Origin of the sequence: Okeania hirsuta, from assembly GCF_003838195.1 — a bacterium.
Lineage (GTDB): Bacteria > Cyanobacteriota > Cyanobacteriia > Cyanobacteriales > Microcoleaceae > Okeania > Okeania hirsuta.
On the sequence record NZ_RCBY01000013.1, the window covers coordinates 54130 to 70761 of the forward strand.

General features: G+C 35.6%; 12 protein-coding genes. 4 read left to right on the forward strand and 8 right to left on the reverse strand.

The genetic code is table 11. From position 1 onward, the window contains the following. The first annotated feature begins 78 nt into the window (after positions 1-78). Positions 79-687, forward strand: a complete 609-nt coding sequence (gene cobO, locus D5R40_RS04090) for a cob(I)yrinic acid a,c-diamide adenosyltransferase (RefSeq protein ID WP_124145293.1) — start codon at positions 79-81, stop codon at positions 685-687. A gap of 321 nt (positions 688-1008) precedes the next feature. Here the strand turns inward: cobO and D5R40_RS04095 are convergent, their stop codons facing one another. The 5 genes from D5R40_RS04095 to D5R40_RS04120 all read right to left on the reverse strand — a co-directional run bounded on the left by D5R40_RS04095 (position 1009) and on the right by D5R40_RS04120 (position 8295). Further along, positions 1009-1467 carry a hypothetical protein gene (locus D5R40_RS04095; RefSeq protein ID WP_124145294.1) on the reverse strand — a complete coding sequence of 153 codons (459 nt, stop codon included), beginning with the start codon at positions 1465-1467 and terminating at the stop codon, positions 1009-1011. Positions 1468-1716: 249 nt separating this feature from the next. Then, a complete protein-coding gene (locus D5R40_RS04100) occupies positions 1717-2724 on the reverse strand; it encodes an RNA polymerase sigma factor, RpoD/SigA family (protein ID WP_124154270.1) in 1008 nt (335 codons plus the stop codon). Positions 2725-4503: 1779 nt separating this feature from the next. After that, complete coding sequence (locus D5R40_RS34550; protein WP_161564923.1) at positions 4504-5946, reverse strand: hypothetical protein; 1443 nt, start codon at positions 5944-5946, stop codon at positions 4504-4506. A gap of 463 nt (positions 5947-6409) precedes the next feature. Beyond that, positions 6410-7549 carry a TIGR03364 family FAD-dependent oxidoreductase gene (locus tag D5R40_RS04115; protein ID WP_124147186.1) on the reverse strand — a complete coding sequence of 380 codons (1140 nt, stop codon included), beginning with the start codon at positions 7547-7549 and terminating at the stop codon, positions 6410-6412. Positions 7550-7563: 14 nt separating this feature from the next. After that, entirely contained in the window at positions 7564-8295 is a 732-nt protein-coding gene (locus D5R40_RS04120; RefSeq protein ID WP_124154272.1) for an HAD hydrolase-like protein, read from the reverse strand. Between the two features lie 840 nt (positions 8296-9135). On the opposite strand from D5R40_RS04120, the gene D5R40_RS04125 reads away from it, so the two are divergent. Continuing rightward, positions 9136-10977 (forward strand): serine/threonine-protein kinase, encoded by a 1842-nt coding sequence (locus tag D5R40_RS04125; protein ID WP_124154273.1) that lies wholly within the window; start codon positions 9136-9138, stop codon positions 10975-10977. A gap of 181 nt (positions 10978-11158) precedes the next feature. Here the strand turns inward: D5R40_RS04125 and D5R40_RS34555 are convergent, their stop codons facing one another. The 3 genes from D5R40_RS34555 to D5R40_RS04140 all read right to left on the reverse strand — a co-directional run bounded on the left by D5R40_RS34555 (position 11159) and on the right by D5R40_RS04140 (position 13411). Continuing rightward, on the reverse strand, positions 11159-11413 hold the full coding sequence (locus D5R40_RS34555; protein WP_124147189.1) for a hypothetical protein: 255 nt from the start codon (positions 11411-11413) through the stop codon (positions 11159-11161). Between the two features lie 463 nt (positions 11414-11876). Beyond that, positions 11877-12482, reverse strand: a complete 606-nt coding sequence (locus D5R40_RS04135; protein ID WP_124147190.1) for an alpha/beta fold hydrolase — start codon at positions 12480-12482, stop codon at positions 11877-11879. Positions 12483-12844: 362 nt separating this feature from the next. Next, a complete protein-coding gene (locus tag D5R40_RS04140) occupies positions 12845-13411 on the reverse strand; it encodes a DUF1802 family protein (protein ID WP_124147191.1) in 567 nt (188 codons plus the stop codon). Between the two features lie 106 nt (positions 13412-13517). On the opposite strand from D5R40_RS04140, the gene D5R40_RS40755 reads away from it, so the two are divergent. Together D5R40_RS40755 and D5R40_RS04145 are read left to right on the forward strand one after the other, a co-directional pair. After that, positions 13518-13652 (forward strand): hypothetical protein, encoded by a 135-nt coding sequence (locus tag D5R40_RS40755; RefSeq protein WP_275670446.1) that lies wholly within the window; start codon positions 13518-13520, stop codon positions 13650-13652. Between the two features lie 1744 nt (positions 13653-15396). After that, positions 15397-16524 carry a calcium-binding protein gene (locus D5R40_RS04145; RefSeq protein ID WP_124147192.1) on the forward strand — a complete coding sequence of 376 codons (1128 nt, stop codon included), beginning with the start codon at positions 15397-15399 and terminating at the stop codon, positions 16522-16524. Positions 16525-16632: the final 108 nt, after the last annotated feature.

The window sequence follows — 16632 nt, forward strand, 5'->3', positions numbered from 1 at the left end:
ATTACTAAATTGACAAATTAATACTAATTGTGATAAAAAACTATTTTGTACACTGATAACTGATAACTGTTAACTGAAATGACATCCCTAACTCCTGAGCAATACAAACAGAAAATGCAGCGCCGCAAAGAAGTACAAGAACAACGAGTATCTCAAGCTGCTCTGGAAAAAGGCTTAGTTATTGTCAATACTGGTAACGGTAAAGGCAAAACTACAGCAGCATTGGGTATGGTGATGCGCTCCTTGGGTCATGGTTATCGAGTGGCAATAGTTCAATTTATTAAAGGTGCTTGGGAACCCGCAGAAAAAGCAGTGTTTACTAAATGGGGCGAACAAATATCTTTTCATGCTTTAGGTGAAGGGTTTACTTGGGAGACTCAAGACCGCGATCGCGATATTCAAAAAGTTTATGAAGCTTGGAATTTGGCTTTGTCTTATATCCGCAACCCAGAGTTTAAATTAGTATTACTTGATGAGGTGAATGTTAGTTTGAAATTGGGTTATTTAAAGTTAGAAGATTTGTTAACTGGGTTAGAAGAGAAACCTGAAGATTCTCATGTTATTCTTACAGGTAGGGGTGCCCCTCCAGAATTAATTGAAAGGGCGGATTTAGTTACAGAAATGAAAATGATTAAGCATCCTTTTAGAGAGCAAGGTGTGAGGGCGCAACCTGGTATTGAGTATTAATATTAGTAGGAACAAAGAATTAGTTAAAATGGCAAACTTTAGATTCGATTAAAATCTTAATCAGCATAAATTAGTTTTGTTCCCGATAATGTGAAATAATTGCTGAATAATTGCTGAATTATTACCAAATAATTAAGGTTTAAACCCTCTCCTTCTTATAAAGGAGAAAAAAGAAAAAATTTTCCTTAAACGTCAATCCTCTTCCTTTCAAAAAGAGGTAATTACTAATTATTAATTATTAATTATTAGTTATTGAATATAGCTTCCAAGTTTTAAGTCCATAAAATCTAACTTTTGAGCTTTGAGTTTTAACAACAAGTATTACCAAGCCAAATTTTGATAGTTAGTTTGGCAAGTATTTAATATCCTGGCATCATTCTCACTAACTTGATTTATGGGGTAATATTTCTCTAAATCTACTATGTAGTCAGAAGCAGTATTATCATAACTATCTACAACTTTTACATCTAAGCTATTTTGCTTATAAAATCCATAAAAGCAATAAAAAGCTGAATGGGGTAGATAAAGAGCGCCTATTACCTTACCATTTTCTAACTGAAATACAAAATACTCATTCTGAATTTTCTCTGGTTGAGAAGACTGACCAAAAAGGTAAATTCCATCACTGAGCAATGTACGATCTTCATTTGTTTGTGAGGAAAACTTTGGTCTTTCTTCCTTGAATTTAAGAGAAATAGTTTTATACTGTACTATTGGCCTATTTGCTGTACTATAGGTCAATATTAAGTAGGTGGCGATCGCCACTAACCTAAAAATCACGAATATTACTTAATTGTTATCTACACCATTATCATATCCGTAGAAAAAGGTAAAAATCTATTGTTTTAACAATTTGTGTTAATTTCTCAACTGTTAACAAAAGTTATTTCTTCCAATAGTTACTAAAGGTAGATAATAAATCAAAAAAAATCCTTGTAGAGATAATCATTAAAAATAACTATCTCTACAAGGAACGATCAAAATTTGATATTGACAATAGAGGGATCGATTTTAGGCAGATTTTAATACCTAACTAGCGACATATTCCCGCACCTTAGCTTGACGACGACGCAAATGGGCCAGAGCTTGATGTTCTAGTTGACGGACTCGCTCGCGACTAAGTTGTAGTCTCTCTCCCACTTTAGCCAAGGACATTTCTCTACCATCCTCAAGACCAAAACGTAATATTAATACACGACGTTGTTGATCGGTCAATTCTCCTAGTAGAGTATTTAAGTCTTGGCGCAACAACTCACGAGTAATATAGTCATCTGGAGAAGATGCTTCGTCCTCTAAAAGTTCTTGCAGTTCAGTGTCCTGATTATCTCCTACTCGTAAATCCAACGATATGGGATGGCGGGCCATCAAGAGATATTCTCTAATTTGAGAAGGTTCTAGGTCTAAAGCTTCAGCAATTTCAGAAGGAGTTGGGGTACGACCCAAACTTTGAATTAGTTCTCTCTGAACTCTTTTGATTTTGTTGAGCTTTTCAGTAATGTGAATAGGTAAGCGAATAGTACGAGCTTGTTGTGCGATCGCTCTGGTAATTGCTTGACGTATCCACCAGTAAGCATAAGTAGAAAATTTGTAACCTCGCATGGGGTCAAATTTTTCGACTCCTCGCTCTAAACCTAAAGTACCTTCTTGAATAAGATCCAAGAATTCCATATTTCGTTTTTGGTACTTTTTAGCGATCGCTACTACTAAGCGAAGGTTAGCTTCAATCATTTTTTGCTTGGCACGGCGACCATGCTTTATTGTTTGGTTTAGTGCTTCTTCACTTAACTGTAAAAATTCTGCCCATTCTTCCTGAGTTGCTGCTCTGTCTAGCTTCTCCTCTAATTTTTCCTTTGACTCCAAAAGTTGCATCATGTACTTAACTTTCTTGCCATACACAATTTCTTCCTCACGAGTCAGAAGTGGTACACGGCCAATCTCATGTAGATAAGTACGAACTGTATCCATTGAGGAGTAGGAGCGAGGACTTGATTTGCTTGTCTTTTGAGTTTTCTTCTTTTCTTGATTTAGTGTTGACATTTTTCATAAACTCCTTATTTTAAATATCGCAGTAGTTATTGTGTGTTCCTACAATGGGAAGAATTTGAGATACAACTACATGAGAATAGGCTTTCCCATCCCTACACATATGCCATCAAGTGGTCATTTCAGTTATCAGTTAGCTTCCTGGGTCGGAGCTGCGGACTTCAGTACCTCTACAATCAGGAGGCTTGAGATCGGGAATATTCTCTTTTCTCTTGGTCGATTCGCTGAATGGACTTATAAGGGAAATTTTATTTTTACATTATTTACATTGACAATAATTATACTTTATTTCCTCTATTAAAGTAAACTCAGTATGAGTCCGCTTTTCTTCTTTGTAATACAAATCTAGAGTAAATTTAAAGGCGAAATGTTCATCTTAATAAGTAGAAATTTTAATTTGTCCTTAAAACTACTAGTAGATTAGATTAACTGCAATCTATCCTTAACCATTTCCGCAAAACTTTGGTAATATTATTATTTAAGTTATTTCTCATACATCGATAATGGCTCAACCAGCTCCTAACAGGCAACTCTCAGAACATAGAGATAACCGAACTATTCTCCGCATTTGACAAAAGGCAATCATAATTCGTCTGTTTGTACCTTTTATTAGCATCTCTTGAGAAATACCACCTAAAAACTATAGATTTTTTAACTATAATTATTCTCTAATTATGTATTACATTATAGCACAAAAAGCTGATTTTTGCATCAATCAAAAAAGATAACTTAGCTTTGATTGAGTTATGGCGGTTTTCACATAGATAGACTATAGTGGCCAAAGCATTTTTCTACTCCCTCTCTTGGTCGCCGTTCCCATGGCGTTTGCTAGCGCACAACTACGTTAACGCTTAACGTCCTGGAGGGACAGGAGACCTCACCGGGTTCCTACCGCTTGTGTCTGTCGCCGACGCGGGGCAGCACCGCTATATCATGTCCGGTTGAACAGTTATAAATAAATGACAGAGGAGTCAGGAGGTAAGAAAGAAGCAATAAAGAAGAAGAAAAAAAGAATAAAGAGGAGGAAAAGGAGAAAGTTTTTTTATCACTAATTATCCGGACATGATATTACTCACTACTCCCGATTGCAAAAAGAATTTTGTAGTCTACATTAAATTATCCGGACATGATATTACTCACTACTCCCGCTTGCAAAAAGAATTTTGTAGTCTACATTAAATGAAAAATGCTGTAACTTTTTTGTGCTCTTTTGACTCTATTGTCATGTAGGCCATATTGGGTGTAGATTTGAGAGCGAGAATTAATTCATCGAACCTCGCTCTATCAATTTAAACCCTGCAACATTTCCTGATAGGTAATAATTTTCAACGGGACACAATATTACTGTGCCTCTAAAAAGTCGATCTTTATCCTTATGCTTTATGGATTTAATATCAAATCCTGCAGCATTGGTATAAATTCGTTAGGTGATAGGAGTCGCCTCTTCAGGAGGGATAAAGATAAAACAAGATTTAGTAACATTTGAAGATGGACATTTTTTTATGCCTAACTTAATATAATACCTCACACCTCACCGGTGGTGCCAATGGGATTTGTGGGCTTAAAATTCCCATTGACTGCTTACAGACTACTGTAGATTCCCCTAGGAACGGCTTCTAAGTGACTATTGACTACTTCTTTCTACTTCCTCAATGATGATTTTTAGTATAGCAATAGACAGATAGGTTAGGACTTATACTGATAATGGTCTTTAGACAGGGAAATATTTTTCCTACTGTTTCCTGTTCCCAGATCCGGTGTTTCCTGCTTTTTTTAGAAAAAGCTTCCTCCATTAGGAAACTCATTGATTGGCGGATCTCCTGCAACAATTGGATCGCCTACAGTAACTCCTAATCTGACTGGAGCAAGACTAATAAAACCATCAGGGACACTTGCATTTAAGGAAAAGCCTCCAATAGGAATAGTAGGTAGCTCTGTATAAGTCAGGCGCAACAGATATTGAAATTCTGGTGCTAAAGTTAACTCCGCAGGAACACTTATGGGAGTATTGGTTCCTGGTGAAAGAATTGTTACATCTGATGGAACTCCCGGTCCAATTCTAGCATTAACACCACCACCACTATTATCGTTAGCTGCAATTAGAATAGCTTGTTCGTTAACCTCAAGCACAGGACTATTTGGAGGCAGTTGATAAACTTCTAATAAGGGATCGAAACCATTATTTATACCGATCAGATCGATTGTTAATGGAGTGCCTGGTGTAGCATTTAAGAGAAAATCCTCTTTAGAAACGAAACTCATGTCTTCACGATTTGTCACAACTTCATCACTTCCATCTATCTGTCCATCAAAACGGATAGTTTGTGGTTGTGGGTTAGGGTTTGGTGGTATTGGTTGGGGATTAGGTGGTATTGGTTGAGGGTTAGGGGGTGGTACAGGATTAATGTTTGCACTTGCTGGAAATAGGCTTAAATCATAGTTACTGGTAATACCAGGAGCAGTCTGAAAAACATTGATAAAATATTCGCCGGGGGTAAAGAAAGGTGCCTGAAATGCCTCATTTGATGAGTCCAGGTTGTTACCACTGGCAATTAAGTTACCATTGCTATCTAATACTTCTACATCAAGATTGCCAGTAATATTTTGCAAGGCAACTCCTGAAGTTATGGGTTGATCAACTGTAACGCGATAGTAATCTACTGTGTCAAAATCATTAATTGTAGCCGAGCGAGTTATGGGTATTTCGGGAACTATACGACCTAAAGGAGTTGCTGTGTTTATACTGTCATTACTATTATCAGTAAAACCAGGAGGGTTGATGGGAGGGTTGACTGGCGGATTGATTGGTGGGTTGGTGGGAGGATTTACTGGTGGATTGATTGGTGGGTTGTTGGAACTAATAGAGGCTAAATCAAGTTGATAATTTGTGCCTCCTAGAGGAAAATCATTAAGTGGTTGAAATACTAATACTTGATAGTTACCAGGATTGAGAGGAATTGTAAAATTTTCTGGGGTAGAAAGTGGCTGACTTCCTGCTCCACCAGGAATAGGATTTCCATTACTATCATTTACTATGATATCAGCACTGGTGATAATATCGAACAAGTTAACTTCTAATAATTGAGGTTCATTGATAGTAATATCATAAGAGTCAAAGCTATCTATTGCTCCTACAGTGCCGAATCGTGAAACGGTAAATCCTGGTACAAGATTAATTTGATTAGAATCAATTTGAAGTGCTAAAATTTCTGCCATTGTTGATGTTTTTTTTGCATTATATTGATGAATTCTCAAGCTTTTTATGCATTTGCAAAGTCTTTTAAACTTAAGAAGCTACTATGATTATAAGACTTTTTTCTTGTTAAAAAGGTTTCAACTCTGTGGAAAAATCTTAGTATTTTAAGACAAAAACATAGACTCGATCGCCTTACTGACAAAGTGAATCAAATTTAAGCTTTTCTCTATGTAATTTCACTGATTTATCGGATGGATTCGGTTGTCGGAGAAAAATACAAAATGAATCAAAATATCTATGAATTTGTAGCTAAATATTATAGCAGTACTTTCTTTAGTTAGGACAATAAATTTGAGTAAAAAGGGAGTAGGAAATAGAGGAATGTCCTCACCTATTTGTGCAGTGCTATAATATTCAAATTATTAATAAATAGAAAAACCAGTATTTCTGGCTTTTTCTCTCAAGAAATTAAGGTAGAAAAAATTACAGCATTTTTTCCACTACTTCTGTTGCTAAACCAAAGGATAAAGTCATACCTGCTCCACTCAAGGCGTTAATAATTGTGACTCCCGTTTCTGGTTGAGTGATAAATTCAGTTTTGCCTGGAAGTTTGGCATAAACTCCATGCCAAGTTTCGGTAATTTCTAACTCAGGAACCTGAGCAAATTTTTTCAAGTAATCTAATATATATTGATTGATTTGTACTCGGTCGAAAGGTTCTGGGTTCAAACCATATTCATGGGAATCACCAATAATTAATTCACCTGCTGCATTTTGTGACATCATTACATGAATTCCCCACTCAGGAAAATGGGGAGTTTCTGTTTCAATTCTGGTTTTGAGTGTTGCTAAAGAAGGACAATGAGCAAAAGAAGTGTAATGAGTCAAGGTTAACCCACCACATAATGCCACACCAGCACGCCAATTTTCAGGTTGAGGAACTGTTCGCATCATTTGTAATTTTACTTTTGTTATCCCACTGTTGGCAAAAGTATCAGGATATAAAGTTTCAAAGTCAACCCCGCTACAAACAAAAATACGGTCTGCTTGCCATTTTTCTCCACTTGCTATCAGATAAGGATGGGAAATTTCTGTGACAACTGTGCCGAATTTGAACTCAACATTGTATTCTGCTGATAAAAAACCAGGTATTTTTTTGATTGCTTCTCTGGGGTCAACTATTACTTCTGTTGCGCTCCACAATGCTCCTAATAAACCATCAGTAATTACAGCAGGAGTTTTTTCTGCTACTTGCTCGGGTGTGAGCAAAGCTAATGTCTCTTGCTTTTGTTGAGTTGTAGTTTCTATGAATTCCTTGATTACTTGTAGTTCATCTTCTCGGTAGGCAAGATGTAGGGAACCGCATCGGTCTAAATGAAAACCTGCTTTTGCTCCAACTTCTAACCAAATTTCTCTTGATTTGAGAGCGCGATCTCGTAATTCTCCATATGGCTGTCCAATTGGCCAAATCATACCAAAGTTACGAATAGATGCTCCCACTGCATAAGGGTTTCTTTCAAAGACTACTACCTTGAGACCAAGTTTGGCAACTGCTAAAGCGTGAGCTAAACCAACGATACCTGCACCGACAACGATAACATCTGCTTGATGAATTTGAGTCATGTTTTATTTCCCACTTATTCTAATAAATGTACAATTTTGTCTTTTAACTCTAAGAGCGAATTGAGTAATCCATCATTGCGGTATTGTGCTAATTGTTCTTTTGTATGAGTACCATTTGTTACACCAAAAGTATATAAACAATTAGCATTAATCCCTGCTTCTAAGTCAGAAGGAGTATCCCCAATTTTAATGACAGTTTGTGAGTCTTTTATCCCTAGTTTATACATGGCTTTTTGAATCATGTAAGGTGTCGGGCGACCTTCATTATTATAAATTTCTGTGGGAGTAATAGAGGCTTGAATAATTGATTTTTTGTCTCCAATATAATCACTATTTAACTTTTTGTCCCATTCTAAACGGTGTAAAATAATGTTAGTTACTTCTCGATAAAATCCAGTTGTTAAAGCAATTTTTATATTTTGCGATCGCAACCAAGTAAAAATTTCTAAGCACCCCTTTGTTGGTTCGAGCAACTGAGTTTTATAGTGATTTTCCAGGATTTCTTTGAATTTAGTAAAAGAAGTTTCAACTTTAGCAGGATAATCAGGATGTTCTTGACCTATTTGTGCTTGCCAAAGTGTTTCAAAAACTAATTTTTTCGACCATCCCATCATTGAATTTACACGGTCTACTTCTGCCTCAAGTCCTGTACTTGCAGCAGCTTCTAAAAAACAATTTTGGACTTCATTTTGGTCTTTGACAGTAGTACCTGCCATATCAAAGACTACTAATTTAACTTTTGACATAAGTAAATTTTTGGGAATTAATATAAACACTATAATAGACATTTACAGGGAAAATAGAACAGGGAAAAGGGGGAAATAATTGATGATATATCATCATAATTGATTTGATTTTTTATTTTTGAAGATATCTAATATAAATTTCCAGAAATTACATAAGCCTTTTTTTTAATCGTTGTTTTATAGAGATGTCTTCAGAAAAGTCTCTTGATTAATTTTTCATTTAAAGTTATAGCAGATGATATCTAAAAATAAGTAAGCATTCAGCTATAAGCTGTCAGCTATAAGCTTTTATGAGGGGATCTTAATATATAGACTTTAAAGGCCTTTTATATTAAAATTTAATTCTTATTCAATTAGTAAAGCTTTTATCTATAACTAAAAAGAAGCAATAGCTGATGGCTGATAGCTGACGGCTGTTTGCGCAGCATTCCGGAGGAAATGCTTACAAAAATAAGATATTGGTAAAACTGATAAGTAATATTAAACTTGTCAAATGAAATGGCAAATTTTGTTCATTCTATTATCCATTAGATGCTTAATCTGTTAATATTATCTTTGTCTATTATAAATTTAACAACCAACAGTTGCTTCGGTGTCTATAATTGTTTGGGAATAGTTAAAGGTAAAGGATAGTAGCTTCTTTTAGCATCCTCATCCACTTTTATCTTCTTCCTTCTTTCTTCCCTGCTGACTCCTGACTCCTGACTCCTGACTCCCCCGTCATTTTATTTATAAGTAATCAACCGGACATGGACATAATATAACTACTAATTCAAAGCTACAATATTTAAGGTTCAATTTTTTGTCCAATGTATCAAAGGTCTAAAAAAATTACTAATTATGACGAATCTGCCAGAGTTTTTTAACCAACGTTATCAAGTTCAACAAGAACTAGGTTGTAATCCAAATGGAGGTCGCATTACTTATTTATCAACTGATACTACGACAAAAACACCTGTTGTAACTAAACAATATCAATTTGCCAATTGGGCAGAATATGATAGTTATCATCGAGAAATTGAACTACTCCAACAACTCAATCATTCTAGTATTCCACGTTATCTAGATTCATTTGAAACAGAAAATGGCTTTTGCTTAGTACAAGAGTACAAAAATGCCCCCTCTCTTGACCCAACAAAGCATTGGACAGTAGCAGAAATTAAACAAATTGCTCAATCAGTATTAGAAGTTTTAGTTTACCTACAACAACAAGTACCACCAATTATTCATCGGGATATTAAACCAGAAAATATCTTAGTTGAACGCAACGTTACTCAACTAAAAGTTTACCTGGTAGATTTTGGATTTGCCCGCAGTGGGTATGGTAATGTAGCAATTAGTAGTGCAGTCAAAGGCACTTTAGGATTTATGCCACCAGAACAATTGTTCAACAGGGAACTCACAAAAGCATCAGATTTGTACAGTTTAGGTGCAACTTTAATATGTTTATTAACTAATACAAAATCCAGTGAAATCGGCAAATTAGTTGATGATAGCTATCGAATTAATTTTAAGAAATTACTGCCAAAACTAGAACCAGCATTTGTTAATTGGCTAGAAAAAATGCTGGAACCAAATTCAAAACATCGCTTCCCCAATGCTGATATTGCTCTCCACACGCTGAAATCTATTGATAATGCAGAAAATATGAAAACTCAAACAATGCAATTTGGCAGGAAAAAAACTACAAAAATATTTGCTGGAGTAGCAACAATTAGTTTGTGCCTAATAGCATTTTCTAGTACCATGGCAGCACTAACAACCTGGGGTGAAAATAAATGGTTAAATTCTCGGATAGAGCTAGAAATATCTCGTTCTAATGCGAGAAAGCAGCATTTGCAGCAAGTTTTATTGCAAACAGGTCAGTGTCCTCGGTGTGAGTTGAATAATATTAACTTAGCTTATGGAAACTTGAAAAATGTCAACCTCAAAGATGCTAGTCTAGAAGGTGCCGATCTCAATAATGCTAACCTCGAAGATGCCGATCTATGGAAAGCAAGTTTGGGAGGTATTAATCTTTCATCTGCTAATTTATCAAATGCTGACTTGAGAGGTGCTAAACTCAGATACGCAAATTTACAGTCTGCTAATCTAGGGTATGCTAATCTAGGGTATGCTAATCTGTGGAATGTGAACCTGAGTCAAGCAAATCTTCGAGATACTAATTTGTGGGGAGCTAACCTTGGTTATGCCAAGCTAGAAAATGCTAACCTGAAAAATGCTAAACTCAGATACGCAAATTTATTTAGTGCTGAGTTAGAGAATGCCGATCTCGAAAATGCGAATTTGAAGAATGCCAAATTAGATGGTGTTAATCTCAAAGGTGCTAAGTTAAAACAGGCTAATCTTAAAGATGCTATACTCGCAGGATACAAAGGTCATGGTTATCGCAGCGTGAATTTAGAAAATGCCGATCTCGAAAGTGCTAATCTCGAAGGTAGTAATCTCAAAAATGCTAATTTACTGGGTGCCTACTTGAAGAATGCTAATCTTAGGGAAGCTTCTCTCGAAGGTGCGGACTTACGGGGTGCAAATCTTACGAATGCTAATCTCAGCAAAGCCTATTTACGAGGTGCTAATCTTCGTGGTGTCAACCTTCGCGGTGCGAAACTGGACACTGCAAATTTCCGAGATACTGACCTTAAAGGTGCAATCATGCCTGACGGTAGTATTCATCCTTAATTATCATTATAATGTTTGCTTAATTAGTTATCAAAAAACTACTCCATCTATTCTCTATTATAGCAGAAGGAAGAAGGAAGAAGGCGTTTAGTTATCTAGGAAAGAAGAAAAAATCTAGCGTTGCCTGAGTTTTAAGCTTTTGATATGTCCTCACCTTTCCTTCCACTGCTATACCAGTTTTTTATACCGCATTTTTCAAGATAGTAAGGTACAGTTTTCTATTAAAATCTATTCTTTTGTTTGTGTTGTCTAATACTTCAGCATTTTGTACCTGATCAAACAGTAAACTGCTATAAGTATTAAATCGAATATAATACCAATTTGATAAATATTTGCTACAAATAATATCAAATCCGGTAGCATGGGTGTAATTAGATGGGGAGATGGGGAGATGGGGATATCGAGAAATATTTGGTAATGGTTGAAGATGGAACATTTTTTTATACCGAATTAAACGGATTTGATATAACTAGGTTATTTCTTAGGAGTCACTCCTCAGGTAGGGGAACTGTCGGATTGGCGACGTACAGAATAAATAGCTTTGATACCATTTATTAGGTCGGAATTTATCTTTTTTGAGTTGTGAGATATTGTAGATTTTAGGAAACAGGGAACAGGGAATAGGCAATGAGAAATACTAAAGCAATAAAATTATCGCGAATGATTTAGGATTGCTATAATTAATATTAATTAATATATTGATTATTAGGGTTATCCTACAAAACAAATGTTGAAAAAAGGGAACAATTCAAAGGGGAATAATGAAATATTTTGTATCTATTTTTTGAGATTTTTACAAATTACTTATAATGACCATATTAGGAGTATTTAATCATCTAAATTAATTCATATTTAAGATTTTCATTATATTTCGAGCATCCCCTACATATTTATATAAATTACTTATTTCTACAGCTTTCAATAAATTTAATTAAATGTTTGTGAAATTCTTCCGTTTCTTTCATATAACAAGCATGACCAGCATTAGTTAGAATAACTTTTTGAGAATTTGGCATTAGTTTTACTAACAGATCTGCTTGTACTAGAGGAACTATACGATCATTACTTCCCCAAATAGCTAATGTGGGTAATTCAATTCCTTCTAATTGATTCTGGAAACGTTGAATTCCCACGGTCGCAATCGCGACAAAACCTGCTAATTTATCTCCATGATTAATCACAAAAGGAAAGCTATAACTTCCACTCATAGAAGGAGATACTAAAACTGGAAGATTTAATTTTAAAATATTTAATAATTCTAGTAAAAAACTTACGCTAGAAACTGATGTTCTTTTAGAACGACCATACCCGGGAATATCTACAGCAACTGCTCGATAACCTGTCATAGCTAAAAGTTCAAGAGTCCCAATTTCTTGCCATGTCTGAGCGCTAAAACTTGCCCCATGTAACAAAAGTACACTAACCGAATTTGTTGGGCCTGTTTCAAGATAATGAATCCGAGCGTTTTCCAGATTCAGATATTGAGAATTAATATTGGTATTCATAGTTTGATTAATGATAATTTCATTATCTTACAGTAGTTTGTAATACCAATTTCATAAAATATTGCTACATTCATGGAAGAATGAGCACCGGAACTAGGAGTAGGGAGAGGGAGCAGAGAAAGAGAAGTATAGTAAGCATTTCCTACGGAATGCTGCGCAAACAGCTATTAGCAGTCAGCTATCAGCAATTAGTAATGAATAATTACTTCTAAGATTGAGTCCGGGGACTTTGGCAGTAAATTTTTATTCTTTCTCAATTTCAAAGGTTGCTTTTACCTTTCCCAAAATTAATAGCTGATAGCTAATAGCTGATGGCTAAATGCTCTTACGAAGTATATGAAAAAAGATACTTTAAATCTAAATTATTCGGTAAAAATCTGACAAATTTCTGTGGATAAACTTTGATAACGATCGTCAGTAAAAACAGGAACTGAGTTAGTAATATTAATTGGTCTAACTAACTCTATCCAGGAACGACAGCTTCCATATTCGCGACGATAAAAAAAATCACAGCTTCGGGAAAGTTTATAAGTTCTTAAAAGTAAAATATACAGTGGTTGTTGAGGTTTCCATTTTAGGCGATCGCTGACAAATTTTTCATTCCAAATATGATAAACAAACAACTTATTTAAGATAGATTCATCACTCACTGGCAAAATATGAGTAATCTCAGCAAAACTACTAATTTTTATCTTCTCAGGATGCCAACCTGAATCTACAACTTGCACCTGATTTACATATTCTGGCTTAAGTAAATCTGGCTGTTGATGTTCAAAAGTTGGATAGAGTAATACCTGTTTATACGCAACAGCAAAACGACCGCCCTGTTCCTGAATACCACCCTTTCTTAACAACATAATTGTGTTGCCTTTTTCTAAAGTATTAATAGCAATATTCCACTCCTTAAGAGCAGCAGTAATAGTTTCCATAATTACCTATTTCTAGCAATTGATAGTGATATACAATCTAGTTAATTATTTATTATAAAACTAACTTTCCTATTTCTGGCTCCTAGAATTGTGTCAAATAGAGACTTTGGAGAAATACTCTATCAGTTCAAATAAACTTTTCTGCTTTATTGAAGAAGGAGACAGGAGACAGGAGACAGGAGGAAAATTACATGGGGATAGTCAACGACCTGCCGCTCCGCGTCTACGCTCCCCCAAGTAATGCGTGAACACCCCCGTTGACGGTGGGGTATTAAACCCACAAAGAAAATGATAAAAGATTAGACCTCTTATACCAAATTAATAAATATTTGCTACAAATAGCTAGGATATTTCTTAGGAGTCAACCCATCTCTAACCCACCCCACCCCCGTCCCTCCCAGGAGGGGAACTCAGTCGGACCGAGTCACACGGGAATAGTTTCAGTACCATTTTTCAGGTCGGAAATCATTCTTTTCTCTTGGTGCGCGTTCCGGAAGCGAGCTGGCGTCGTCGCGGGGTCGCACCGCTCTCTTGGTCGATTGGATATGGCGAGGAGACCCGTTCTTACAGACCCGCTCCGAAGATCGCCATCCCACCCTACGGGAAGCTCCGAAGATCGACCGCTTTGTCAAAGGACATATCCTGCATTTGTCTTTTTATTCCTCTTACTATTCGTAACATTCTTTTTTCACGCTTGGTATTATATAGTATCCAGATAATTAGTTATCGTATGATGAGCGGAAGACCGAGTCAGAAAGAGGAGCTGTTGGATTGGCGACGTACAGGAGAAAGGAAAGATGATAGTGAGAATTATCTGGAGATATTCCGGAATTTTATGTCTGCATTGGATGGAAACTGCTGCAAAGTCTAAGAAATCTAAATAATGACTTTTTTTTGTATAACTTAAATAAATTAACCGGAAATTACGAAAAATATTAGAATAATGATCAGAGGATATTTTTTAAGTATCTAGAAAATCTACTGAAAAAATCTTTACCCCCATTTTAAAGTGAGGTGAGGAGAGAACAATTAAAGAATAGGAATGTATCTACAAGTTTTATACACCACTTTCAAAAATATGATCTAAATATTCACTAAATAAACTTAAAACTCTAAGTATATTTAGGGCAGTTTATCAATTTCCTAAATACCTAATATATAAGTCTTGTTGTAATTACAAAAGCATAGGTACAAGAAATATAGATATAACTAATCGCTTCTACCAAAAAGGTTCATCTTGCAACTTATAAATACTGAAGTTAAATGTTAATTGTATTTGACATTCTGCACTTCAAGGGTACTGCAAGAGATTTTCAACGAATATAGCGCTGTGCGCAGGCAACAGGCAACAGGCAACAGGGGGAATAAAAGACCGATAATACAAGGCTTTTAGCTATTGGACAGTTTTTGTAATTTGTAAATATGCCAGCGCACATTGCTATAAAGTTGATTTTATTCTTCATTCTTAAGAATAGAGTCAATAAGCTTGTGTAGTATTATAATTAATTCTGACAGTTTTAGTTTTTGTTATATAAAACTCTTAGCCAGAAATAATTTGTACTACAAAATTAAGTGCGGAATGTTACCTGTATAAGTACTGAAACAAAATAAGATGATTAAACGTCTACTTGACTAACTTAATATGTAAATAAAATAGGTCAGGTCAGGTCAGCTTAAGCAACAGAAGCAAATAAAATTTTTTGAAATTAATTTTAAACTTGTAGATACTGAAGCAAAACTAGGGCATCAAACATCTACTCTACAAACATCATAGATTAGGCTTAATCAATAACTAATGAAGATATATAAATATATTTGTGTTATTTTATTTTAAGGCACAGAATTTTGATGTCTAAATTATTGCACGAATATACTGTTATGAATTTTATGATTCGATATTTTTTGCCTAATTTATAGTTGAATCAATTTTACTGTTTGAATCCAAAAAGTCAATATTAGTTAATGAAAATCAGTAAAAAATTACTATGTCAGAAATTACTCCTAATCCAATTATTCCAGATTTCGGCGACGAGGAACCTATTATTAATCAACCACCAAGCGATCCTGCTGAAATTGGTGATGCTGTAACAGTGATAATTGATTCTCCTAACAATAGCAACAAATCGTTGTTTGGTACAAATGGCAGGGATTCGATTTTAGGTCTTGATAGAGATGATTTGATAGAAGGTAGAGGTGCCCAAGACACTATATTTGCTGGAAAAGATAATGATACTGTCTATGCAGGAAGAGATGATGATTGGGTTAGTGGAAATAGAGGAGATGATGAACTTCACGGTAACCGGGGGTCTGATACTATATTTGGCGGAAAAGATAGTGATACCGCCTATGGAGGAAAAGACGATGATTGGGTTAGTGGAGATAAAGGAGATGATTGGGTTAGTGGTAACCGAGGGTCTGATACGGTTAGAGGTGGTGATGGAAATGATACTGTATTTGGAGGTAGAGATAATGACCTAGTCAGAGGTGAGGAAGGAGACGATCTAGTTTTTGGCGATCGGGGGTTTGATAATGTCAGAGGCGGTACTGGAAATGATAGCGTCTATGGTGGTAAAGATGATGACTTAGTTGCTGGAGAAGAAGGAAACGATCTAGTTTCGGGAAACCGTGGTAATGATACGGTTAGAGGTGGAGGAGGCGATGATATGGTTTTCGGAGGTAAAGGGGACGATCTAATTGAGGGTGGTGGAGGTAATGACTTGCTAGAAGGGGGTCAAGGATCCGATATTTTCCGTTTTGAGTTTTTCGAGTCAGAGACATTTATTTCAGATGGCACTCAGGTATTTGGTTTCGATACTCTCAATAATTTTGTTCCAGGAGATTCTGGAGTAGACAGTCTCACTGACTTTACTTCAGGACAAGACAAAATACAGCTTGATGCTAATAGCTTCGACGAGTTAATTGGGCCTGGTGATACTTTCAACCCTGACGAATTTACTACTCTTGATGAATTTGCTCAAAATCAAGATGCCAACCTAGTCTACGACTCAGACCAAGGTTTAATGTACTATATTGACGCAGACAATAATGCTATACAATTCCTGCAATTAGATAGTAATCTAGATATTACTGGTGATGACTTTGAAACTATCTAGTTTTTTTTTGAGAAAAAGCTGAAACTAGCTAACCATGCTATTAAGTATCTGTGCAAAATTATTTAACACTTGATTAGTAGGGGACAGGGAATAGGGAATGGAATATGG

Excerpts from the sequence above, each read along its gene's own strand:
- cobO (WP_124145293.1), top strand. The coding sequence starts at position 79 with ATGACATCCCTAACTCCTGAGCAATACAAACAGAAAATGCAGCGCCGC.
- D5R40_RS04100 (WP_124154270.1), bottom strand. The coding sequence starts at position 2,724 with ATGTCAACACTAAATCAAGAAAAGAAGAAAACTCAAAAGACAAGCAAA.
- D5R40_RS34550 (WP_161564923.1), bottom strand. The coding sequence starts at position 5,946 with ATGGCAGAAATTTTAGCACTTCAAATTGATTCTAATCAAATTAATCTT.
- D5R40_RS04115 (WP_124147186.1), bottom strand. The coding sequence starts at position 7,549 with ATGACTCAAATTCATCAAGCAGATGTTATCGTTGTCGGTGCAGGTATC.
- D5R40_RS04120 (WP_124154272.1), bottom strand. The coding sequence starts at position 8,295 with ATGTCAAAAGTTAAATTAGTAGTCTTTGATATGGCAGGTACTACTGTC.
- D5R40_RS04125 (WP_124154273.1), top strand. The coding sequence starts at position 9,136 with ATGACGAATCTGCCAGAGTTTTTTAACCAACGTTATCAAGTTCAACAA.
- D5R40_RS34555 (WP_124147189.1), bottom strand. The coding sequence starts at position 11,413 with ATGTTCCATCTTCAACCATTACCAAATATTTCTCGATATCCCCATCTC.
- D5R40_RS04135 (WP_124147190.1), bottom strand. The coding sequence starts at position 12,482 with ATGAATACCAATATTAATTCTCAATATCTGAATCTGGAAAACGCTCGG.
- D5R40_RS04140 (WP_124147191.1), bottom strand. The coding sequence starts at position 13,411 with ATGGAAACTATTACTGCTGCTCTTAAGGAGTGGAATATTGCTATTAAT.
- D5R40_RS04145 (WP_124147192.1), top strand. The coding sequence starts at position 15,397 with ATGTCAGAAATTACTCCTAATCCAATTATTCCAGATTTCGGCGACGAG.